General features: G+C 35.5%; 22 protein-coding genes and 6 pseudogenes. 21 read left to right on the top strand and 7 right to left on the bottom strand.

What is annotated here, in order from left to right:
• Positions 1–94 precede the first annotated feature (94 nt).
• The 17 genes and pseudogenes from ACXY7N_RS08075 to dpaB all read left to right on the top strand — a co-directional run.
• A pseudogene (locus tag ACXY7N_RS08075) lies at positions 95–1510 on the top strand (PolC-type DNA polymerase III); the annotation flags it as partial.
• Between the two features lie 333 nt (positions 1511–1843).
• Entirely contained in the window at positions 1844–2314 is a 471-nt protein-coding gene (gene rimP, locus ACXY7N_RS08070; RefSeq protein ID WP_000359095.1) for a ribosome maturation factor RimP, read from the top strand.
• Positions 2315–2331: 17 nt separating this feature from the next.
• Positions 2332–3438: a transcription termination factor NusA gene (gene nusA / locus ACXY7N_RS08065; protein ID WP_016086615.1), complete on the top strand. Its 1107-nt coding sequence runs from the start codon at positions 2332–2334 to the stop codon at positions 3436–3438.
• Positions 3439–3449: 11 nt separating this feature from the next.
• Positions 3450–3722, top strand: coding sequence for an RNase P modulator RnpM (rnpM, locus tag ACXY7N_RS08060; RefSeq protein ID WP_000071127.1), 273 nt, complete (start codon positions 3450–3452; stop codon positions 3720–3722).
• Positions 3723–4034, top strand: coding sequence for a YlxQ family RNA-binding protein (locus tag ACXY7N_RS08055; protein ID WP_016086616.1), 312 nt, complete (start codon positions 3723–3725; stop codon positions 4032–4034).
• 4 nt (positions 4035–4038) lie between these two features.
• Positions 4039–6099, top strand: a complete 2061-nt coding sequence (gene infB, locus ACXY7N_RS08050) for a translation initiation factor IF-2 (protein ID WP_016086617.1) — start codon at positions 4039–4041, stop codon at positions 6097–6099.
• Positions 6096–6377: a DUF503 domain-containing protein gene (locus ACXY7N_RS08045; RefSeq protein ID WP_000582364.1), complete on the top strand. Its 282-nt coding sequence runs from the start codon at positions 6096–6098 to the stop codon at positions 6375–6377. The genes infB and ACXY7N_RS08045 overlap by 4 nt, the downstream gene beginning before the upstream one ends.
• Before the next feature lie 15 nt (positions 6378–6392).
• A complete protein-coding gene (gene rbfA, locus ACXY7N_RS08040) occupies positions 6393–6749 on the top strand; it encodes a 30S ribosome-binding factor RbfA (RefSeq protein WP_016086618.1) in 357 nt (118 codons plus the stop codon).
• A gap of 86 nt (positions 6750–6835) precedes the next feature.
• Positions 6836–7759, top strand: coding sequence for a tRNA pseudouridine(55) synthase TruB (gene truB, locus ACXY7N_RS08035; protein WP_488592358.1), 924 nt, complete (start codon positions 6836–6838; stop codon positions 7757–7759).
• Between the two features lie 43 nt (positions 7760–7802).
• Positions 7803–8774, top strand: coding sequence for a bifunctional riboflavin kinase/FAD synthetase (gene ribF / locus ACXY7N_RS08030; protein WP_016086620.1), 972 nt, complete (start codon positions 7803–7805; stop codon positions 8772–8774).
• Positions 8775–8874: 100 nt separating this feature from the next.
• Positions 8875–9144, top strand: a complete 270-nt coding sequence (gene rpsO / locus ACXY7N_RS08025; RefSeq protein WP_001229392.1) for a 30S ribosomal protein S15 — start codon at positions 8875–8877, stop codon at positions 9142–9144.
• 160 nt (positions 9145–9304) lie between these two features.
• Positions 9305–11443: a polyribonucleotide nucleotidyltransferase gene (gene pnp, locus ACXY7N_RS08020; RefSeq protein ID WP_016086621.1), complete on the top strand. Its 2139-nt coding sequence runs from the start codon at positions 9305–9307 to the stop codon at positions 11441–11443.
• 152 nt (positions 11444–11595) lie between these two features.
• The gene (locus ACXY7N_RS08015; RefSeq protein ID WP_016086622.1) at positions 11596–12495 is read left to right on the top strand and encodes a polysaccharide deacetylase family protein; all 900 of its coding nucleotides are present in this window, start codon (positions 11596–11598) and stop codon (positions 12493–12495) included.
• Between the two features lie 86 nt (positions 12496–12581).
• Positions 12582–13823 carry a M16 family metallopeptidase gene (locus tag ACXY7N_RS08010; RefSeq protein WP_000593006.1) on the top strand — a complete coding sequence of 414 codons (1242 nt, stop codon included), beginning with the start codon at positions 12582–12584 and terminating at the stop codon, positions 13821–13823.
• Positions 13824–13953: 130 nt separating this feature from the next.
• A complete protein-coding gene (locus tag ACXY7N_RS08005) occupies positions 13954–14205 on the top strand; it encodes a YlmC/YmxH family sporulation protein (protein ID WP_016086623.1) in 252 nt (83 codons plus the stop codon).
• Between the two features lie 170 nt (positions 14206–14375).
• On the top strand, positions 14376–15278 hold the full coding sequence (gene dpaA, locus ACXY7N_RS08000) for a dipicolinic acid synthetase subunit A (RefSeq protein ID WP_000954736.1): 903 nt from the start codon (positions 14376–14378) through the stop codon (positions 15276–15278).
• Positions 15275–15700 (top strand): annotated as a pseudogene (gene dpaB, locus ACXY7N_RS07995) (dipicolinate synthase subunit B); the annotation flags it as partial. The gene dpaA and the pseudogene dpaB, both read left to right, overlap by 4 nt.
• A gap of 32 nt (positions 15701–15732) precedes the next feature.
• Here the strand turns inward: dpaB and ACXY7N_RS07990 are convergent.
• Positions 15733–17280 (bottom strand): recombinase family protein, encoded by a 1548-nt coding sequence (locus ACXY7N_RS07990; RefSeq protein WP_016086624.1) that lies wholly within the window; start codon positions 17278–17280, stop codon positions 15733–15735.
• A gap of 184 nt (positions 17281–17464) precedes the next feature.
• Between ACXY7N_RS07990 and ACXY7N_RS07985 the strand changes: the two genes are divergently transcribed.
• Together ACXY7N_RS07985 and ACXY7N_RS07980 are read left to right on the top strand one after the other, a co-directional pair.
• Positions 17465–17698 (top strand): hypothetical protein, encoded by a 234-nt coding sequence (locus tag ACXY7N_RS07985; RefSeq protein ID WP_071742778.1) that lies wholly within the window; start codon positions 17465–17467, stop codon positions 17696–17698.
• A gap of 115 nt (positions 17699–17813) precedes the next feature.
• Positions 17814–18049: pseudogene (locus ACXY7N_RS07980) on the top strand (N-acetylmuramoyl-L-alanine amidase).
• A gap of 172 nt (positions 18050–18221) precedes the next feature.
• On the opposite strand, the gene ACXY7N_RS07975 reads toward ACXY7N_RS07980, so the two are convergent.
• The 3 genes from ACXY7N_RS07975 to ACXY7N_RS07965 form a co-directional block, all read right to left on the bottom strand.
• A complete protein-coding gene (locus ACXY7N_RS07975) occupies positions 18222–18566 on the bottom strand; it encodes a hypothetical protein (protein ID WP_353811073.1) in 345 nt (114 codons plus the stop codon).
• A 192-nt stretch (positions 18567–18758) separates the two neighbouring features.
• Positions 18759–19211, bottom strand: a complete 453-nt coding sequence (locus ACXY7N_RS07970) for a YrhA family protein (RefSeq protein ID WP_016086626.1) — start codon at positions 19209–19211, stop codon at positions 18759–18761.
• Positions 19212–19698: 487 nt separating this feature from the next.
• Positions 19699–20187: a hypothetical protein gene (locus ACXY7N_RS07965; RefSeq protein WP_016086627.1), complete on the bottom strand. Its 489-nt coding sequence runs from the start codon at positions 20185–20187 to the stop codon at positions 19699–19701.
• A 13-nt stretch (positions 20188–20200) separates the two neighbouring features.
• On the opposite strand from ACXY7N_RS07965, the pseudogene ACXY7N_RS07960 reads away from it, so the two are divergent.
• Positions 20201–20377, top strand: a pseudogene (locus tag ACXY7N_RS07960) (N-acetylmuramoyl-L-alanine amidase); the annotation flags it as partial.
• A 232-nt stretch (positions 20378–20609) separates the two neighbouring features.
• Here the strand turns inward: ACXY7N_RS07960 and ACXY7N_RS07955 are convergent.
• Together ACXY7N_RS07955 and ACXY7N_RS07950 are read right to left on the bottom strand one after the other, a co-directional pair.
• On the bottom strand, positions 20610–21020 hold the full coding sequence (locus tag ACXY7N_RS07955; RefSeq protein WP_000272777.1) for a hypothetical protein: 411 nt from the start codon (positions 21018–21020) through the stop codon (positions 20610–20612).
• 20 nt (positions 21021–21040) lie between these two features.
• Positions 21041–21403 (bottom strand): annotated as a pseudogene (locus ACXY7N_RS07950) (EndoU domain-containing protein); the annotation flags it as partial.
• A gap of 241 nt (positions 21404–21644) precedes the next feature.
• On the opposite strand from ACXY7N_RS07950, the pseudogene ACXY7N_RS07945 reads away from it, so the two are divergent.
• Positions 21645–21974 (top strand): annotated as a pseudogene (locus ACXY7N_RS07945) (N-acetylmuramoyl-L-alanine amidase); the annotation flags it as partial.
• A 151-nt stretch (positions 21975–22125) separates the two neighbouring features.
• Here ACXY7N_RS07945 and ACXY7N_RS07940 read toward each other — a convergent pair.
• Positions 22126–22635 carry a hypothetical protein gene (locus ACXY7N_RS07940; protein WP_016135240.1) on the bottom strand — a complete coding sequence of 170 codons (510 nt, stop codon included), beginning with the start codon at positions 22633–22635 and terminating at the stop codon, positions 22126–22128.
• Positions 22636–22817 lie beyond the last annotated feature (182 nt).

Here is a 22817-nt window from a genome sequence, read left to right as displayed (position 1 = left end):
TCGAAAAAGTTAACGATGGAACGCCGTGTGAGTGTGAAAGCCTCATGCACGGTGTGGAGTGGGGGAAAAGTTGGAGATAATATCAAATGCTTACCTATCACTATACTTCTCCGGAGAATACCAACCACGTGCCCATAATTATACGAAAATACTGTTCGGTGAAGATTATGTATACCGTGCGGGTACAATAGGTACAGTTGCGGAAAAAACCGCGTATGGGTATGTAAAAGGTTATGCAAATGATCATAATTTAACGATTCGAAATGCAGAGATTGATCGCTTAGTAGCAGGATGTACCGGCGTAAAACGTACGACTGGACAGCATCCAGGTGGTATTATCGTTGTGCCAGATTACATGGACATCTTTGATTTCTCACCAATTCAGTTTCCGGCGGATTCAATAGGGGCTGAGTGGAGAACGACACACTTTGATTTCCACTCGATCCATGATAATTTATTGAAACTTGATATACTAGGACACGATGATCCGACTGTTATTCGTATGTTACAAGATTTAAGTGGTATTGATCCGAAAACAATCCCAACGGACGATCCAGAAGTAATGAAAATCTTCTCAGGCCCGGAATCGTTAGGGGTAACGGAAGAACAAATTAACTGTAAAACAGGTACACTTGGTATACCAGAGTTTGGTACGAAATTCGTAAGGCAGATGTTAGAAGAGACGAAACCTACGACATTCTCTGAGTTAGTCCAAATTTCTGGACTATCACATGGTACGGACGTATGGCTTGGTAATGCAAACGAGTTAATTTATAACGGTACATGTACGCTGAGTGAAGTTATCGGTTGTCGTGATGACATCATGGTATATTTAATCTATCAAGGTTTAGACCCATCATTAGCCTTCAAAATCATGGAGTCAGTTCGTAAAGGTAAAGGTGTACCAGAAGAATGGGAAGAGGACATGAAAAGTAATAATGTACCAGGTTGGTATATTGATTCATGTAAGAAAATTAAGTACATGTTCCCTAAAGCCCATGCGGCTGCTTACGTACTTATGGCTGTACGTATTGCATACTTTAAAGTACATTTCGCGCTTCTATTCTATGCGGCATACTTTACAGTTCGTGCAGATGACTTTGACGTAGAGGCGATGGCGAAAGGTTCAGCAGCTATACGTGTAAGAATTGACGAAATTGCGCAAAAAGGTTTGGATGCAGCGCCGAAAGAGAAAAGTTTATTAACAGTACTAGAAATGACACTTGAAATGTGTGAGCGTGGATACTCATTCCAAAAGGTTGATTTATACCGTTCGCATGCAACAGATTTTATTATTGATGGGGATACTTTAATTCCTCCATTTAATGCAGTGCCTGGACTTGGTACAAACGCAGCTTTAAGTATTGTAGAAGCACGAAAAAATGGAGATTTCTTATCAAAAGAAGATTTACAGCAGCGCAGTAAGGTTTCGAAAACAATTATTGAGTATTTAGATAGTCAAGGTTGCTTAGGCGATCTACCTGATCAAAACCAGTTATCACTGTTCTAATAGGCAGGAAAAGTCTTTGCAAATCAACATTTGCTATGGTATACTATTAACCGAGATAACCATGTCATGTATATTGTGTGAAAAGAAGAGTGGGGAAACCCACTCTTTCGTGTTACTATCTACGTTTTATTGATGTAGAGAGGTAAGAAATTTCTGTCGTATATACATATTTTGTTACAAGTTTTACTTCTTAAATTTGGTAATACTAAGACAGATATTCCCTGCTAAACGGCAGGGGCTTTTGTTAGCTAACGAGAAAGAATAAGATGGACCGTTTTTATGAACGGGGTCTTTTCTTGTAAATGGTACATGGCGGCAGGAAGGAGGCTGTTTATGGATAAGAAAGTCACAGAAGTTGTAGAAGCATTTGCGCAGCCGATCGTTGAAGAGTTAAATCTTGAACTTGTAGATGTAGAGTATGTGAAAGAAGGACAAGACTGGTTCTTACGCGTATTCATCGATTCTGAAAAGGGAGTCGACATTGAAGAATGCGGTGCGGTAAGTGAACGTTTAAGCGAAGCTTTAGATAAAGAGGATCCAATTCCTCATCTTTACTTTTTGGATGTATCATCTCCTGGAGCAGAACGCCCATTAAAGAAAGAGAAAGACTTCCAGCAAGCGGTAGGAAAGCAAGTGGCAATAAAAACATATGAGCCGATTGATGGTGAAAAGATGTTTGAAGGGAAGCTACTTTCTTACGATGGTACTACAATTACACTATTATTAACAATTAAAACACGTAAAAAAGAAATCCAAATTCCAATGGATAAAGTTGCAAATGCGCGACTTGCTGTTACGTTTTAGTTAGAAGGGGGATCTTCATGAGCACTGAGTTGTTAGATGCCTTGCTCGTATTAGAGTCAGAAAAAGGAATTAGCAAAGATATTATTATTGATGCGATTGAAGCAGCGTTAATCTCTGCTTATAAACGCAATTTTAACCAAGCACAAAACGTTCGTGTGAGCTTTAACCCAGAAGTGGGAACAATTCAAGTTTTAGCACGTAAAGACGTTGTTGATAACGTGTTTGATCCACGTCTTGAAATTTCTGTTGAGGAAGCAAGACAAATTAATCCAAACTATCAAGATGGTGACGTACTAGAAATTGAAGTAACACCAAAAGATTTCGGTCGCATTGCAGCACAAACTGCAAAACAAGTTGTAACACAACGAGTGCGTGAAGCAGAGCGTGGTGTTATTTACTCTGAGTTTAGTGACCGTGAAGAAGATATCATGGTGGGTATTGTACAACGTCAAGATGCTCGTTTCATCTATGTAAGCTTAGGGAAAGTAGAAGCTTTATTACCTGTAAGTGAGCAAATGCCAAACGAACAGTATAAACCACATGATCGCATTCGTGTATTCATTACGAAAGTAGAAAAAACAACGAAGGGACCACAAATTTACGTATCACGTACACATCCTGGTCTTTTAAAACGTTTATTCGAAATGGAAGTTCCTGAAATTTATGATGGAACTGTTGAAATTCGTTCTGTAGCACGTGAAGCAGGAGATCGTTCTAAAATTTCTGTACATGCAGAGAACATTGATGTTGATCCAGTAGGTTCTTGTGTAGGACCGAAAGGACAACGTGTACAACGCATTGTAGATGAACTAAAAGGTGAAAAGATTGACATCGTTCGCTGGTCAAATGATCCAGTAGAATATGTTGCAAATGCTTTAAGCCCATCACAAGTTGTTAAAGTGCTTGTAGATGAAGAAGAAAAAGCAACAACTGTTGTTGTTCCAGACCACCAGCTTTCATTAGCTATCGGTAAGCGTGGACAAAATGCACGTCTTGCAGCTAAATTAACAGGCTGGAAAATTGATATTAAGAGTGAGTCTGATGCGAAACAACTTGGTATTGTAACAGAAGAAGATAGCGTAATCGCATTCGGATTCGATTCAGCTGAAGACGAAATCGAATAGAGGTGATGAGTGTGAGCAATCGAAAAGTTCCGTTACGAAAATGTGTTGCAACGCAAGAAATGAAATCAAAACGAGAGCTCGTTCGCATTGTTCGTTCCAAAGAGGGAGAAGTGTCCATTGATTTAACTGGAAAGAAATCAGGACGAGGTGCTTATTTATCAAAAGATAAAGAAAGTATTCTTCAAGCCCAAAAGAAAAATGTTTTGGAACATCATCTAAAAGCGAAAATCGACGGTTCTCTATACGAAGAGCTTCTTGAGCTTGTTGAGAAGGAGTCGAAATAAGTGTCCGATTGGAAATCGTTTTTAGGACTAGCAAACCGGGCTCGGAAAATTATTTCGGGTGAAGAACTTGTTTTAAAAGAAGTACGAAGTGGCAAAGCAAAGCTTGTATTGCTATCTGAAGATGCGTCAGCAAATACAACAAAACGTATCACGGATAAAACAACGTATTACAACGTACCAATGAGAAAGGTCGAAAATCGACAACAATTAGGGCATGCGATTGGGAGAGATGAGCGAGTCGTTGTAGCTGTGTTAGATGAAGGCTTTGCGAAAAAGCTGCGTAGCATGCTCGATACAAATTACCGGGGGTGAAGGTATGAGTAAAATTCGAGTGCATGAATATGCAAAACAACATAATATCTCAAGTAAAGATCTTATGACAAAACTAAAAGAAATGAATATCGAGGTTTCGAATCATATGACAATGTTAGACGATGAAGTAGTAAACAAATTAGATAATGAATATCAAGCAGAAAAACCTTCTGTTGCAGATGAGTTTGAAGTAGAAGAAAAAGTTGTTCGTAGCAAAAAGAACAGCAATAAGAAGAAGAAAAAAGGCAAAGGGAACGAAGACAAACGTCAAGATAACTTTGCTGGAAGACAACAAACGCAAACTGTAGAAACACCAGATAAAATCACTTTTTCTGGAAGCCTTACAGTAGGTGAGCTTGCTAAAAAGTTAAGCAAAGAGCCGTCTGAAATTATTAAGAAGCTCTTCATGATTGGAATTATGGCAACAATTAACCAAGACTTAGATAAAGATACAATTGAGTTAATTGCTACTGATTACGGTATTGAAGTAGAAGAAGAAGTAGTTGTAAGTGAAACTGAATTTGAGACATTCATCGATGAGCAAGATGATGAAGAAAACTTAAAAGAGCGTCCAGCTGTAGTTACAATTATGGGACACGTTGACCATGGTAAAACAACTTTACTTGACTCTATTCGTAATTCAAAAGTAACTGCAGGCGAAGCAGGTGGAATTACTCAACATATTGGTGCATACCAAGTTGAAGTAAATGATAAGAAGATTACATTCTTAGATACACCTGGTCACGCGGCATTTACAACGATGCGTGCTCGTGGTGCGCAAGTAACGGATATTACAATCCTTGTTGTTGCAGCTGATGACGGTGTTATGCCACAAACAGTTGAAGCAATTAGCCATGCGAAAGCAGCTGGAGTACCAATTATTGTAGCTGTGAATAAAATGGATAAACCAGCGGCAAATCCTGATCGTGTAATGCAAGAATTAACAGAATACGAATTAGTTCCAGAAGCTTGGGGCGGAGACACAATTTTCGTACCAATTTCTGCAATTCAAGGCGAGGGAATTGACAACTTGCTAGAAATGATTCTTCTTGTAAGTGAAGTAGAAGAATATAAAGCAAATCCAAATCGTTATGCAACTGGTACTGTAATCGAAGCACAGCTTGATAAAGGTAAAGGAACTATCGCGACATTACTTGTTCAAAACGGTACGCTTCGAGTTGGAGATCCAATCGTTGTTGGTACTTCATTCGGACGTGTTCGTGCAATGGTAAGTGATATTGGTCGTCGTGTAAAAGTTGCTGGTCCATCAACTCCTGTTGAAATTACAGGTTTAAATGAAGTACCACAAGCGGGAGATCGTTTCATGGCATTCGCTGATGAGAAGAAAGCTCGTCAAATCGGTGAATCACGTGCACAAGAAGCGTTACTTGCTCAACGTGGTGAGAAATCTAAATTAAGCCTTGAAGATTTATTCCAACAAATCCAAGAGGGCGATGTAAAAGAAATTAACTTAATTGTGAAAGCAGACGTACAAGGTTCTGTAGAAGCAATGGCAGCATCACTTCGTAAAATTGATGTTGAAGGCGTAAAAGTAAAAATTATCCATACAGGCGTAGGTGCGATTACAGAATCTGATGTTATTTTAGCTTCTGCATCTAATGCAATTGTAATTGGATTTAACGTACGCCCTGATGTGAATGCGAAGCGTACAGCTGAATTAGAGAATGTTGATGTTCGTTTACACCGTATTATCTATAAAGTAATCGAAGAAATCGAATCAGCAATGCAAGGTATGCTGGATCCAGAATTCGAAGAAAAAGTAATCGGTCAAGCGGAAGTACGCCAAACATTCAAAGTAACGAAAGTTGGAACAATCGCAGGTTGTTACGTAATTGACGGTAAAATTACACGTGATAGTGGCGTGCGTATTATCCGTGATGGCGTAGTAATTTTCGAAGGACAACTTGATACGTTAAAACGTTTCAAAGACGACGTAAAAGAAGTTGCACAAAACTATGAGTGTGGTATCACAATTGAGAGATATAATGATCTTAAAGAAGGGGACATCATTGAAGCGTACATTATGGAAGAAGTGAAGCGATGATTATCGCTTCACTCTCATTCGAGTGTATGATTTACGATGTGCATTCTTTAAAAGAGAAACGAGCAATTTTGCAACGAGTGCTAACACGTGTGAAGCAGCGTTATAACGTAGCTGTTTCAGAAGTAGGGCATCAAGATGTATGGCAACGTACAGAAATTGCAATTGTTTCCGTATCCTCAAATCGTGTTATTTGTGAAAAAGAAATGAATCGTGTACTTGAGTACATCGATTCATTTCCTGAAATTGAACGTACGATAACACAATTGGAATGGTACTGAATGAGGTGAAGAGTTATGAAATTACGTGCAAACCGTGTAGGCGAGCAAATGAAAAAAGAATTAGGCGACATCATCAGTCGTAAAATTAAAGACCCACGTGTCGGTTTTGTTACAGTAACAGATGTACAAGTGAGTGGAGATTTACAAATTGCTACTGTGTATATTTCTGTTTTAGGTGATGAAGAACAGAAAGAAAGTACATTAAAAGGTTTAGCGAAGGCAAAAGGCTTCATTCGTTCAGAAATTGGCCAGCGTATTCGTCTTCGTAAAACACCGGAAATTTCCTTTGAGTTTGATGAGTCTATCGGATATGGTCATCGAATTGATACACTTTTACATGAAATTAATAAAGACGGTAAACGTGAAGAATAATGGATAGACATTTGTCTATCCATTTTTTCAATGCAAAATAAATTTTGGGTAATTACTATGAAAGAATTATGATGAGGTGAACATATATGGAAGGTGTAGTATTATTACATAAGCCAAAAGGCATGACATCACATGATTGTGTATTTAAATTAAGAAAGATATTGCGTGAGAAACGAATTGGGCATACAGGAACATTAGATCCAGATGTAACAGGGGTATTACCCATTTGTGTTGGACGCGCAACAAAGATTGCACAATTTTTAACAAGTGAAGCGAAAACATATGAAGGTGAAGTAACACTTGGATTTTCAACGACAACTGAAGATGCTTCTGGTGAAGTTGTTGAAACGAAAAATGTAGATCGTGTGATTACTCGTAAGGAAGTGGAAGGGGTTCTTGCGGCATTAACAGGTACGATTGAGCAAATGCCTCCGATGTTTTCAGCTGTAAAGGTTAACGGAAAAAAACTATATGAATATGCAAGAGCAGGACAAGAAGTTGAACGTCCAGTTCGTACAATAACAATTCATGAGTTTGCATTACTTGATGACCGTGAAGTGTTTGAAGGGGAAAATGTTTCATTTCGTTTCCGTGTAACGTGTAGTAAAGGAACATATGTAAGAACATTAGCAGTAATGATTGGTGAAAAACTTGGTTTTCCATCACATATGTCTCACCTTGTAAGAACGGCTTCTGGGGAATTTTTATTAGAAGACTGCATATCATTTGAAGAAATTGAAGAAAACGTGCAAAATGGAACAGTAGAGTCTATCTTCATTTCAATTGATGAAGCATTAAGTAAGTTCCCGAAAATGGTTGTAGATGAAAAGCAAGCAGAGAAAATAAAAAATGGTATGTTCTTAAAGAACGAATTAGAAACAACAGCACCATTTATTACAGTATTTGATCAAAATGATCGTTGCTTAGCAATTTATGAGCATCATCCAAAACACCCTGGCATGCTAAAGCCGATGAAAGTACTTGTGAATAATCAAGAACTAAAGCTATAATGAATTATTGGAAGGATTATTACAGAAAAAGGTGAATTCAAGCGTGAAACTTATTCATTTAACTCATCCACATGAACAAAATAAATTAGAATTACCACCTACTGTAATGGCATTAGGATTTTTTGATGGCATTCATTTAGGACATCAATGTGTAATTCGAACTGCGAAAAAAATAGCGGATGAACGGGGATATAAAAGTGCAGTTATGACATTTTATCCTCACCCATCTGTTGTTTTAGGGAAAAAGGATGCGCATGTGGAGTATATTACACCGATGCGTGATAAAGAGAAAATAGTCGAAAGTTTAGGAATCGATATATTATATGTTATTAAATTTGATGAATCATTTGCGGGTTTATTGCCACAACAATTTGTAGATGATTATATTATTGGTTTAAATGTAAAGCATGTAGTAGCAGGATTTGATTATTCATATGGACGTTTAGGAAAAGGGAAGATGGAGACTTTACCATTTCATGCAAGAGGGGAGTTTACACAGACTGTGATTGAAAAAGTTGAATTTCAAGAAGAGAAAGTAAGTTCTACAGCATTACGAAAGTTAATTCGAAATGGCGAAATGGAACAAATTCCATCTATTTTAGGTAGAGCGTATACAGTCGGAGGAACAGTTGTACACGGTGATAAACGTGGACGTCAAATTGGTTTTCCAACAGCTAATGTAGGTTTAAGTGATGAGTATCTATTACCACCTGTAGGTGTTTATGCCGTGAGATTAAAAGTTCACGATGAATGGTACGATGGTGTATGTAATATTGGATATAAACCAACGTTTAAGGATGATGAGCGTCAATTATCTATTGAAGTGCATTTATTTGAATTTAACAACGACATATATGATCAAAGTGTTACGGTAGAGTGGCATATGCATATAAGAGAAGAGAAGAAATTCAATGGCATCGATGAGTTAGTTGAACAAATTGCAAAAGATAAGAAAACAGCACAAGAATATTTTGCGAACGGAAAGAATATACTTGCTTTTTCAAATGAAAAGTAGTATTCTATGTTATGTACTTTATGACAACCATTGCTTGGCATTGCGACTCACCGACGCTTGCTAGGTAATTGGGGGTTTAATTAATAGGAGGTGAAATAGGATGGCTTTAACACAAGAGCGTAAAAATGAAATCATTGCACAATTTAGAACTCATGAGACTGATACTGGTTCTCCAGAGGTTCAAATTGCTGTCCTAACGGAGCAAATTAACACTCTAAACGAGCACTTACGTACTCACAAGAAAGATCATCATTCACGTCGTGGTCTATTAAAGATGGTTGGTAAACGTCGTAACTTACTAACTTACCTTCGTAATAGCGATATCACACGTTACCGTGAATTAATCACAAAGCTTGGCTTACGTCGATAGTCAAAGAAGCGGGAATATTCCCGCTTTTTTGTTAGGTAAAAATATATCTTCTACCCTTTATAGCTTACTTCATTTTCGGTAATACTAGAGGTAGAATATTGTGATATACTATCCATTTACATAGAAGAATTGAATACTTTAAATTGAGAGGGGTACTTAAATGAGTCAAGAAAAGCAAGTCTTCTCGATAGATTTAGCTGGTCGTCAGCTAACAGTTGAAACAAGTCAGCTTGCGAAGCAAGCGAACGGAGCAGTATTAGTAAGATATGGCGATACAGCGGTTCTATCTACAGCAACTGCATCAAAAGAACCAAAAAATGTAGATTTCTTCCCACTTACAGTAAACTATGAAGAGCGTTTATATGCAGTCGGAAAAATTCCTGGCGGTTTCATTAAACGTGAAGGTCGTCCGAGTGAAAAAGCAATTTTGGCAAGTCGTTTAATCGACCGCCCAATTCGTCCACTTTTCGCAGATGGTTTCCGTAACGAAGTACAAGTTGTCAGCATAGTAATGAGTGTTGATCAAGATTGTTCTTCTGAAATGGCAGCTATGCTTGGTTCTTCATTAGCGTTATCGATTTCAGATATTCCATTTGAAGGCCCAATCGCGGGTGCGACAGTTGGTCGTATTAACGGCGAATTCGTTATTAATCCAACAGTAGAACAGCAAGAACAAAGTGATATTCACCTTGTTGTGGCTGGTACGAAAGATGCAATTAACATGGTTGAAGCAGGAGCAGATCAAGTGCCTGAAGAAACAATGTTAGAAGCAATTATGTTTGGACATGACGAAATTAAACGTCTAATTGCATTCCAAGAAGAGATTGTACAAGCTGTAGGTAAAGAGAAATCAGAAGTGAAACTTTATGAAGTTGATGCTGATCTTAATCAAGCTGTACGTGAAATGTCTGAGAAGGATATGCATGCTGCAATTCAAGTACATGAGAAACATGCACGTGAAGATGCAATTAACGAAGTGAAAAAGCGTGTAATTGAGCATTACGAAGCGCAGGAAGCTGACGCTGATACATTAGGACAAGTAAGTGAGATTTTATATAAAATTGTAAAAGAAGAAGTACGTCGTCTTATTACAGTTGAAAAAATCCGCCCAGATGGCCGTAAAGGTGACGAAATTCGTCCATTAGCATCAGAGGTTGGCATTTTATCTCGTACACACGGTTCTGGTTTATTCACACGTGGACAAACACAAGCATTAAGTATTTGTACATTAGGCGCATTAGGCGATGTGCAAATTTTAGATGGTCTTGGTGTAGAGGAATCAAAACGCTTTATGCACCATTACAATTTCCCATCATTTAGTGTTGGTGAAACAAGACCGATGCGTGGACCAGGTCGTCGTGAAATTGGTCACGGTGCACTAGGAGAACGTGCTCTTGAGCCTGTAATTCCATCTGAAAAAGATTTCCCATATACAGTACGTCTTGTATCTGAAGTTTTAGAATCAAATGGTTCTACTTCACAAGCAAGTATTTGTGGTAGTACTTTAGCAATGATGGATGCTGGTGTTCCACTTAAAGCTCCAGTTGCAGGTATTGCAATGGGTCTAGTTAAAACTGGTGAGCATTACACAATTTTATCTGATATTCAAGGTATGGAAGATCATTTAGGTGATATGGACTTTAAAGTAGCAGGTACAGCAAAAGGTGTAACTGCACTGCAAATGGACATTAAAATCGATGGTTTATCTCGTGAAATTTTAGAAGAGGCATTACAACAAGCGAAAGTTGGTCGTGTGCACATTCTAAATCATATGTTATCTGTTATTGCAGAGCCACGTACTGAATTATCAGCTTACGCTCCAAAAATTATTACAATGACAATTAACCCAGATAAAATCCGTGACGTTATTGGGCCGAGCGGTAAACAAATCAATAAAATTATTGAAGAAACTGGCGTTAAAATTGACATCGAGCAAGATGGTACAGTATTCATTTCTTCAATCAATCAAGAAATGAATGACAAAGCTAAGAAAATTATCGAAGATATCGTTCGCGAAGTACAAGTAGGTGAAATCTACGAAGGAAAAGTGAAACGTGTTGAGAAATTCGGTGCTTTCGTTGAATTATTCAGCGGTAAAGATGGATTAGTTCACATTTCAGAACTTGCACTTGAGCGTGTAGGTAAAGTAGAAGACGTTGTGAAGATCGGTGATGTAATTACAGTTAAAGTTATCGAGATTGACAAGCAAGGTCGTGTGAATCTATCTAGAAAAGTATTGCTAAAAGAAGAGCAAGAAAAAGAAGCTGCTAAAGAAGAAAACAAACAAGAGCAGCAATAAGTAAAAGCCAGTTTATCTGGCTTTTTTTGTTATGTAAAAAATATGATTTACATATATTTTTATGTCAGTATAGGTATAGTTTTCATTATAACGCTCAAATTAACAAAGATAAGAAGAAAAATGGTTTTTATATAGTTAATGGGAGGGTTTATATGAAAGCTCGTATATTGGCATACATATGTATATTATTTTTATATGTCAGTGTAGGCTCTTATTCCGTTTTTGCACAGGATAACTTATATGAAGAAATTCAAAAACATGCAAAACAATATGAGATTGCACCTCAAAATGCGATGATTGATAAGATATGGAAAGCAACACCGGGATATAATGGAAGACAAGTTGATATTGAAGCATCATATAGTAATATGAAGAAACTAAAGAAATTTGATCAAAAACATCTTGAATTCAAGGAAGTATCACCGAGTGTCCACTTAGAAGATTTACCATCAGCCCCAATTTATAGGGGACATCCAAATAAAAAGATGGTGGGGTTAACAATAAATGTGGCATGGGGAAACGAGTATTTACCTCGTATATTAGAGGTATTGAAAAAACATGATGTGAAGGCGACTTTCTTTTTAGAAGGACGCTGGGTGAAAGAAAATTTGCGATTTGCAAAAATGATTGTCGATGCAAATCAAGAAGTCGGAAATCATTCTTACACACACCCTAATATGAAAACGCTATCGTCTGATGAAATACGAGATCAGTTACAAAAAACAAATCGAATGATCGAAGCAGCTACGAATCAAAAGGTGAGATGGTTTGCTCCGCCGAGTGGAAGTTTTCGGGATGAAGTCGTGAAAATTGCAGATGATTTCCAAATGGGAACGATTATGTGGACTGTAGATACAATTGATTGGAAGCGACCTGATCCAGATGTACTATTGCAGAGAGTGATGAGAAAAATACATCCAGGTGCTATCGTATTAATGCATCCAACTTCATCTACAGCAGAAGCATTAGATACAATGATTACAAAATTAAAGGAACAAGGATATAAAGTAGGGAATATAACAGAATTACTGGATGAAAAACGTGTGGATTAAATACATTTGCATGACATTCATCCTTAAACTTGTTATCATTAAATAATAGCACTTATTTAGAGAAACTGGCAGTAGGAGGAAAGTTTTTGATTAAAAAATATACTTGTAAAAATGGTGTAAGAATCGTTATGGAGAATATACCAACCGTAAGATCGGTTGCGATTGGCATTTGGATCCATGCGGGATCAAGAAATGAAAATGAAAAAAATAACGGGGTTTCCCACTTTTTAGAGCATATGTTCTTTAAAGGAACAGAAACACGTAGTGCACGCGAAATTGCAGAATCATTTGATAGCATTGGTGGGCAAGTGAATGCTTTTACTTCAAAAGAATACACTTGTTACTATGCAAAAGTGCTAGATGAGCATGCTAAATATGCTTTAGATGTATTAGCAGATATGTTCTTTAATTCAACATTTGATGAAGAGGAACTGAAAAAAGAGAAGAATGTCGTATGTGAAGAAATTAAAATGTACGAAGATGCTCCAGATGATATTGTGCATGATATGTTAACGAAAGCAACATATGAAACGCATCCGCTTGGATATCCTATTTTAGGAACAGAAGAAACGCTGGATACGTTTACAGGTGATACGCTACGCCAATATATCAAGGATCATTATACACCTGAAAATGTAGTTGTTTCAGTTGCAGGAAATATTGATGAAGCCTTCTTACAAACGGTAGAGCAATATTTCGGTAGTTATGAAGGAACAACAAACCGTGAACAAGTACATAGCCCAATTTTCCATTTTAATAAGGTAGCACGTAAAAAGGAAACAGAACAAGCTCATTTATGTTTAGGATATAAAGGCTTACAAATGGGACATGAAGATATTTATAACTTAATTGTATTAAATAATGTTTTAGGCGGTAGTATGAGTAGCCGTTTATTCCAAGAAGTACGTGAGCAACGTGGGTTAGCCTACTCAGTATTTTCTTACCATTCTTCTTATGAAGATACAGGAATGTTAACACTGTATGGTGGAACAGGTAGCCAACAACTAGATACACTGTATGAAACAATGCAAGAAACATTAGAAACATTGAAAAATACAGGTATTACTGAAAAAGAGCTTATTAATAGTAAAGAGCAATTAAAAGGAAACTTAATGTTAAGTTTAGAAAGTACGAATAGTCGTATGAGCCGTAATGGTAAAAATGAATTGCTTCTTCGTAAGCACCGTTCACTTGATGAAATCATTGAAAGTGTAAACACTGTAACAAAAGAAAATGTTGATGAGTTAATTCGTAACATGTTTACAGATGAATTCTCTGCAGCATTAATTAGTCCAGATGGAAAACTTCCAAAAGGAATAAAACTATAATTGCTTTATATGAAGTATGTAAAAATAACCGTATCTCTTTTAAAAGAGATACGGTTATTTTTTTGGGATGTACAGAATAGGTAGTAATTATGGATAACTTAAATTAATAATTTCGGTAGGGGGAGAGTATATGCGTCTAAGTGAATTAAGTGGTAAAGAAATCGTGAATTTAGAAAGAGCAGAAAAAATGGGGGTTTTAGGTTATGTGGATTTAGAGATTAATGAGAAGGATGGCCAAATACAGGCTCTTATCATACCTGCTGGGAAATGGGGAGGTTTTAAAAAGGAACCACAAGAAGTAAGAGTAGCGTGGAGTCAAATTAAGAAAGTTGGGCATGATATGATCCTTTGTGATATTACGGATCGTTCAAATTCGAAGTGAAAGATGGCCATTTTGGTCATCTTTTTTTGTATGTATATATAAAGCTGATAAATCATATGTGCTTTTTGTTTTTCAATCACCTCAAACTCGTACATTACATAAGATGTGGAGGAAAAAGAAAAAGTAGGCACTTTTCTTATAAATGACAGAAAAAGAAGGTGAATTAGGGAATGTTGACTGAGATGCATATTGCTGTCATAGGAGGAGATGCAAGACAGCTAGAAGTAATTCGCAAGCTAGTTGAATTGGATGCGAAACTTTCATTGATAGGGTTTGATCAGTTAGATCATGGTTTCACAGGGGCAGCAAAAGAAAGTATACAAAATTTAGATTTCACTTCTGTAGATGCAATTATTTTGCCAGTTGCAGGTACAAATGCCAAGGGAGAAGTAGATACTATTTTTTCAAACGAAAAAGTTTCTATAACGAAAGAACAAATTGAAAATACACCAGAACATTTTACTATATATTCAGGTATTGGCACGCCTTACTTGGAAAATCTCGTATCTACTACAAACCGCAAACTTGTTAAATTATTTGATCGTGATGATGTGGCAATCTACAATTCTATTCCAACTGTAGAAGGTACATTAATGATGGTAATTCAACATACCGACTATACAATTCATGGTTCCAATGTAATGGTTTTAGGATTTGGTAGAACAGGGATGAGTGTTGCCAGAGCATTTCAATCATTAGGAGCCCATGTCAAAGTTGGAGCAAGACGATCGGAACATATTGCACGTATTACAGAAATGATGTTTTCTCCTTTTCATATGCAGGACATTGAGAAAGAAGTAGGGAATATCGATATTGTCATTAATACAATTCCGCATCTCGTTGTGACAGCGAATGTCATTTCAAAAATGCCAGCTCATACGTTAGTAATTGATTTAGCTTCTAAACCAGGTGGTACCGACTTTAGATATGCGGAAAAAAGAGGGGTCAAAGCGCTATTAGCACCTGGGTTACCGGGTATTGTTGCTCCAAAAACAGCAGGACAAATTTTAGCGAACGTTCTTTCTCAGTTACTGGCAGAAGATGTAATCGCAAGAAAGGAGAATGGGGAATGAATTTAAAAGGGAAAAGAATAGGGTTTGGTTTTACTGGATCACATTGTACGTACGAAGAAGTTATGCCTCATTTAGAAAAATTAATTGCTGAGGGAGCAGAAGTACGTCCTGTTGTTTCTTATACTGTTCAATCAACAAATACGAGATTTGGCGAAGGAGCAGAGTGGATTAAAAAGATTGAAGAAGTAACAGGCTTTAAAGCGATTAATTCAATCGTTGGCGCAGAACCACTAGGACCTAAAATTCCACTAGATTGCATGGTAATTGCACCACTAACAGGAAATTCAATGAGTAAATTTGCAAATGCAATGACAGACTCTCCAGTATTAATGGCAGCGAAAGCGACGCTAAGAAATGGCAAGCCTGTCGTATTGGCTGTTTCGACGAATGATGCTTTAGGGCTTAATGGGGTAAATCTAATTACACCAACAAGGTGACGACAAAGCATAAACGCTTATATGTCGCCATCTTGAGGGAGCTTAGGGTAAAGCACAAGTTCGAAATCATCGAGCCTTTGCCACTTTTCCTTTTTATAAACAGCCTTTTCTAAAACTGACTTTAGGAGGCTGTTTTTCTTTTTGGGATCATCTGTTTTAAAGTAAAGATCAAGAACATGCTCCACTTGAGGTATTGTATCTTTCTTCACTTTTTCCTTCTTAATTTCAGTTTTAATTTCTTTCTTTAAGTTTTCCACCGTGGAAGTAATTTCAGTAATGCGATCAGAAATTACATTCGAACGTTCTAAAAACATATCGACTGTGTAAACACCACGCTCTAATAAATCATGTAAATTATTTTTTTGTTTTTGGACATCCACTAATTCTTTATCAAGCTTGCGTAATGCAGCTACATTCATTTGAATAACTTGTGTCTCTTTTAATTTGTCATCTTGCTTATGTTTTTCAAAATCAGCTTTATAATTGATGTACCATTCTTTTAATGCCTCAAGTAAACGCTTCTCAATTAATTCCGTATAGCTTGATTTGTTTTCGCAACCGCGATGCTTACAATCCATCGTTTCTTTTCGGTTCTTCGGATAACGTTGGACCATACTATAACCACATTTACTACATTTAATAATACCAGCTAGTGGATTTTTAATTCCATTCGTATTGTAAGGAACGTGATACCTTGAATTTAATTTTTCTTGTACTTGTTCAAACAAGCTTTCGGGTATGATAGGCTCATGTTTTCCATCAGCAATAATCCAATCTGATTTATCTTGTCTTGCACAGCTACGTTTTACAGCATCAGGCCGTTTTACTTCTTTTCGCTTTTGCCATGTTACTTTTCCGATGTACACATTGTTTTTTAATATATCCAAGATGCTATAAGGATTCCATTCATTACCTAACTTACTTTTGTAGCCAAGATCATTTAACTTGCTTCTAATTGCATTCGCACCCATATCCTCATTTGCGTACCAATCAAATATCATTCTTACAACAGAGGCTTCTTCTGAATTAATTGTTAAAGTACGCTCTCGTTTATTTAAACGGTGTATATCATATCCGAATGGTGCATGTGTACCAAGGTAATTACCAGCCTCTACACTAGCAACACGGCCTCGTTGCATACGACGTGTAATAATCTTTAATTCCTTACGTGCCATAAATGCTTCAAATTCGCTATATTCTTCGTCCCACTCATCATTAAGGTCATAAGTCTTCCTAGGGGTCATAATCTTCGTATTCGAGCGTTTAAACGTCTCTAAAATGATTCCTTGCTCTTTCATACCACCACGTCCTAAACGGTCCATATCCATGCAAAGAACGGCATCATATTTGTTATCTTCAATTTCTTCAAGCAGAGCTAGCATTTCAGGACGTTTCACTAAGCTCTCACCAGAAACGATTTCCTCACGTACAGATAAAACATTTAAGTTCATTTCCTTGGCAATTTTCAGCAGGGTAGTGCGGTGCTTTGCTAAAGTTTCACCTTCACCACGTGCCTCGGCTTCGAGATCGGCACGGGATTTTCTTAGGTAGATTGCGGTTTTCATGATTAGACCTCCTTATATAGTTAATTCATATACGAGAAATGTATATATAAGAAGTAGAAATGGCTATTTAAAGTAGCGAAAGTAATGACATGTTTGATTTAAGAAAGCATTTAAGATTCTTCGTCGTTTTCCGATACTTTAATATTTCGATGATTGTTCTGCTTTGAAATGGTTAGCAACTAATATGGCAGTACTAACAAATCAGCAGCATACAAATATAGAAAGCACTTCAAGAGGTGACACCATGAGCCAACAAGAAAAATATGCCGCGTCTTATAAATTTGGGAAAACGAAAGTTTATATTGTGGCTCCAGAGCCGAAAACCAAAAAGGATATTGATAAAATCCTTCGAGCATATTACAAGGCTAGTTGGGCCATCATTGATGAATTGCAAACGAAAGAAAATATTGAGGAGTAATTCCTCTTTTTTTGTATAGAAAATAGACAGGTTATGTGTACTAATAATTTTGACGTTTATTTAATTTGATGTGGAGAAGAAAGATACAGTAATAAAGAAATATTGTGATTAGTTTATTATAGGAAAGTGTTTTGTTTCTAGAGTGGACAATCTGCATTTCTATGAATCTCCATCTTGGCATGATAAAGATGTGGCTGGTTCTGTGGGGGAGTATTAGGATTTACGATTGATGCGAAGATAAGTGTAAATGGTTCGTATCAATGTAAAGTGCATAATAGTTATTGGCGAGTGTTCTATATTACGGCTAGTGATGCGTATGTGAATGTGCGGTCTTTTTCGTGCTGTATGTAACATTATTTACTTGTTATTTTTTTCGGTTGTCAATTTTGTGTGCTCATTTATTCAAATGTGTATTAGATTTCGTAATGTAATAGTTTCTATTTCAAGAGAGATTTCATCTTCATCATAATTATTAACTATGAAAGTTTTATATTTTTGAATATCTGCCCAAAAATATTCGAACTTATTTTTTTTCTTTTTCTTTTTCTTTTTCTTTTTCTTTAACCCATACTAAAATTAATTCTTGTAGTTCATCGGTTTCGATGTTGCAAGAGTAGTTTTCATCTTCTATATATCGATGGATAATTTTTGTGAAGTCATTACGTATTTCTAAATCACAACTATTTCCACCTAATTCTAGAGAATCAACTTCGCAGTTCAATACTTTATTTATACGAGATAGCCAAAACACACCGTCACTATTTTGAATATCATTTTCTAAAAATTCCCCTACCAACGATATATTTTCAGGAAGTTTAATTATCAAAAGATTAAAAGGTCCTTGATAAAATTCATATGTGTATTTCATATATTAAAGATCATCCTTTCAATGGTTAACGTAATGGAAAGGCCGAAATAACGCGATTCCTTGAATCAATGAACATCATAATTTCTATACCATGTGGCGTTCTACCAATGTATCTATTACCTCGTCCCGGATATTCCTTATTAGTAAAATGATATTCCGTCGTGTAAATTACCTTGTCATTAATACCCCCTATTAAAGCAAGGCTGTTTTCAATGCTTCCTCAAGCATTGTATTGAAATCATTATATGTTTCCATCACTGTACCAGATGGTTTATCAAGTTCTAAGTAAGTACCATCAGATAGTTTTTTACAAAACCATGCAATATCTGAATCTCCAAGGAAAAGGTACTCTTTTTGAAATTCATTTTCATACCAAATCTCATTGGTTTCTATAAGCCCGCAAATTGATTCGTCCCTTTCTATATCTAACAAATAAGAGTCAACTCCATAAAGTACTAGCCCGTTAAAATCTAATCCATTTACAGTTTTGAGAAATTCCTCATATTCACTCGGTAAGTCAATATTAAAATTCTCTTTCATATGTTCTTTTAATTTCTGAACTTCACTATCTGTTGCTGGTGTATTCAGTTTATCATTAAAACTTTTCTCTATTTTTTCAATATCTACAATCAGATTTTTCCACATATAAAAATCCCTTTCTAAGTTTATTTTATTTTTCCTTAGGGTAGATGTTGTATTTTTGGATAGGCCAGCTTACGTCTACACTATCTCCATCTTGTAAGTATCTAGTTAATATACGTTGTGTATTAGTTATAGCTTTATGATAGGAATGATTTTGTATTAAAGTTAAATCTTTAAATGCATTTGTTCCTCCTAGATGATATTAATAACTGTATCATTATATCAAAAACTGGAGATGTAGAAATTTTTTCTTCCATTGTGAAATAGTAGAGTAGTGTTGTGAGGACATAGAAAAACTGTCTGTTAAGGGGCTGTCTTCTTTTACGCTTCTATATTTGTTCCTTCTGCTACCACTGTTTGCTCTAACTATTTATCTTGTTCTTTTAAATTCATCTTTCTCCGCCCTTAGAATCTAGCAAAATAGGATAAGAACTAATTAAAAAAGACAATAATTCTATTTATAAAACTATCCACTAAGTTATTACCTTAATTAACCTTTAGAATCCTCATCGTCCATAATATATTCGATATCTTCATCTGTAAATTCATTGCCTTTAAATACTGGATGCCCATTTGGATCGAGCATACCCATCACTTTTTTATCCTTATCAGACACAATTAGTGTATAGTCCTCCATAAGAAAAGGGTTTTTTGGTAAATCCACTAATATTCTCCAAGCTGGTCTTATATCATCGTTGTTTCTATTTTCTTTCTCAATTTTAAATGTATAAGCCTCATCAAAGAAAAGATGGTTGATATCTTCATTAACTACTCCATCTAATTTGTTTTTCTTATGATAATGTTTAGCAATTTCTATTGCTTCCTGAGGTTTTAACATCACATCTACATTAATTTCATTTATTTTCCTATAATGTCTTGAAAAATCTTCTTGCTTTAATCTTATATAATTTTGAAATTCTTCAGTAGACAATTGTTTAAACTCTTCATCAGACATATTTTTATACTTATCTAAAGACATATAATATTCTCCTTTCTATGAATCTCCTTTTTGGCAGGGGAAAGATGTTGCTGGTTCTGTAGATATGGGATTAGACTTTACTCTTGGTGCAAAGGTAAGTGTAAATGGTTCGCCACAATACAAAATACACAATGGCAAGGGCAAAACATACTATGTATCAGCAATTGAAGCCTATGTGTATGTAAAGTAAGAGTTACAAAAGAGACCTCAAATGTGAGGCCTCTTTTGTTGATTATTCTCCATATGTAACTTCTCTTCACTTAATCCAAGCTAGATAACATGCTTCATTGAAATATTCAATCTTAAAGAAAACTTTTTCTTCGAAAAGTTCTCTACTTTACTTGTGCTCAGAATCTACCAAAATAGCTAGTCAAATTCAATTACTTTCACCCATGCTACTTCTTCTTCATATTCCGAAAAAATTAATTTTTAATATCTTTCAAAAAATCTTCTAGAACTTTTTTGACGGGTAAGCTAGCCTTTTCCAATAATTTTTGTGCTGTATCAATTACTCGACTATTGGATACTATCATCTTTTTATGTTCTTCAGAATTGAAAGACCTTAAAGAATCTATCGTAGTCTCAACAACTTCATCACTTTCATCAAGCATATTCAATAGTAATTCTAATCCATTTATCCCTAAATCATCATCAATGCAATAAGCCAGCCTAATTTTCCACTTATCATTTTTATCATTAATACTTTGAAATAATTTTCCCCAATCTTTGTCAGTAAAATCATTCAGCAGTTCTTGAGCATACATAAATCCATCATCATACCAAGAATCTTCTGAACTATTTTCGGATAATATTTCATTTAATTCTTCATACATTTCTTATTCCTCCTTTATTTCTAAAATCCAGATGGTGGTAATGCATTAGCTTTACCTGTCGGATAGGCACTAATAACACTATCTCCTTTCTTTATCACACCTATTTCTACACCATCAATAGTACCTCGATGCCAAGTTGCTCCGTCCCTAGCTCTAGTACTTATAAATTTAGAATTCCCGATATTCTCAACGCAATTTATTATTTTTGTGTCACGCCACCCATCTGGAAATACTGTACTACTTTTTATTTTAGATAATTTACCATCTGGAAACTGAGTAGTATACTTAATGTTCTTTGTTCCATCTGGATTAATTTTAATTTCCTCTACAACATAGTTATGATGATTATTATTTATTCCAGAAGAATGTCCCCCAATAATTTCATTCTTATTAGGATTTTTTCTTGGTCCCTACAGAATTTTTCTTCCATATCCTATTGTTCTTTATAGGAACTCCTTTGGGAAAATATTGCAGATATAATTATAACAATAAACGGTTAAAGTATCCTCAAAAAAATGTATTTTACAACATATGTGTTTGTTATAGTTCTAAATAGGTAATGTAGTATAACGTAGAGGTAAAATACTAATGGGAAAGTAATAAATTGATGCTAATGATTTATATTATGCTGTATGGGTTGAAAAGGATGGTTGGTTAAATCTTAGTGGAGAACAATGGATTAAGAACGATCCATCTTATGTGAAGTTTAACAAGAAAAGTACAGTAGATTCCTCTATTGTAGGGAAGCGAGTTGTTTCGAAAGTTAACAATCTACGTTTTTATGATTCTCCTTCTTGGCAGGATAAAGATGTTGCTGGTACATTAGATGTAGGCTTAGGATTTGCAATTGATAAAAAAGTAATGGTGAATGGTTTTCCACAATATCGTGTACATAATTCTAAAGGGAAGACATTTTATATTACTGCTAGTGAGAAGTATGTGAGTGTGAAGTAATAGTAAAAGCCGACTCAAATTGATATGAGTCGGCTTTGTTAATTGCAACTTTATTCTTTACTGTTTATAGATTCTTTTAGTGTTCAAGTGTCTACTTTAACCATACTATAGGTGTTAAATTTAAACAGTGTATTTAATAATATGTTCTCATTTAAATGTTCAATTTATTTAATAATTTTTCTATTCTCTTTAATTCATTATTACTCTGTTCTACAAGATATTCATCAGGACATTCTTTCAATATATCAAAAAAGTTTTCTGCTCCTTTTAATAAAGCTAATAATAATTCATCTTTATTAAAACATGTTTTTTCTCCTGCAATAGATAATAAAATTTGCTCTTGCGAAATAACCTGCATTTTTACCTCTAAAGGTTGGTCTGGAAAATAAAAACTTACATCGTTTTGATTTTCAAACAATTCTTCAATTGCATTTATGAAATATGACCATAACTGATCAATCATATCCCATTCTTTAAATCCTAAAATAGTATTTCCGTAATAGTTTATTATTATTGCACCTTCCATATAATCAAAATCAATAACTAGTTCTAAACATTTCGTGTTATCAAAATCTATGAAATATTCAAGAAAGTTACTTTCAATATTATCTAATGAAGTTATTATTTTATCATTTTTTATATATGATTTTACACTAATCATATTAACGTCTCCTCGGGTTTCTATTTAGGATATAATTGTCCTATTCTGCCATTTTTAAATCCAACAATATATGTTATTCCATCTACTTTTCCCTCAATTTGATACATACCTTTTGTTCTTATTTCTATGAATGTATTAAGGAAGGGGAGTGCCTAGTATGTATGTCCATTATCTTACTGTTC

Source organism: Bacillus sp. 5w2 (genome assembly GCF_054353775.1).
Note: the sequence above shows the minus strand (reverse complement) of the source record. Positions and strands in the feature narration are given on the sequence as shown.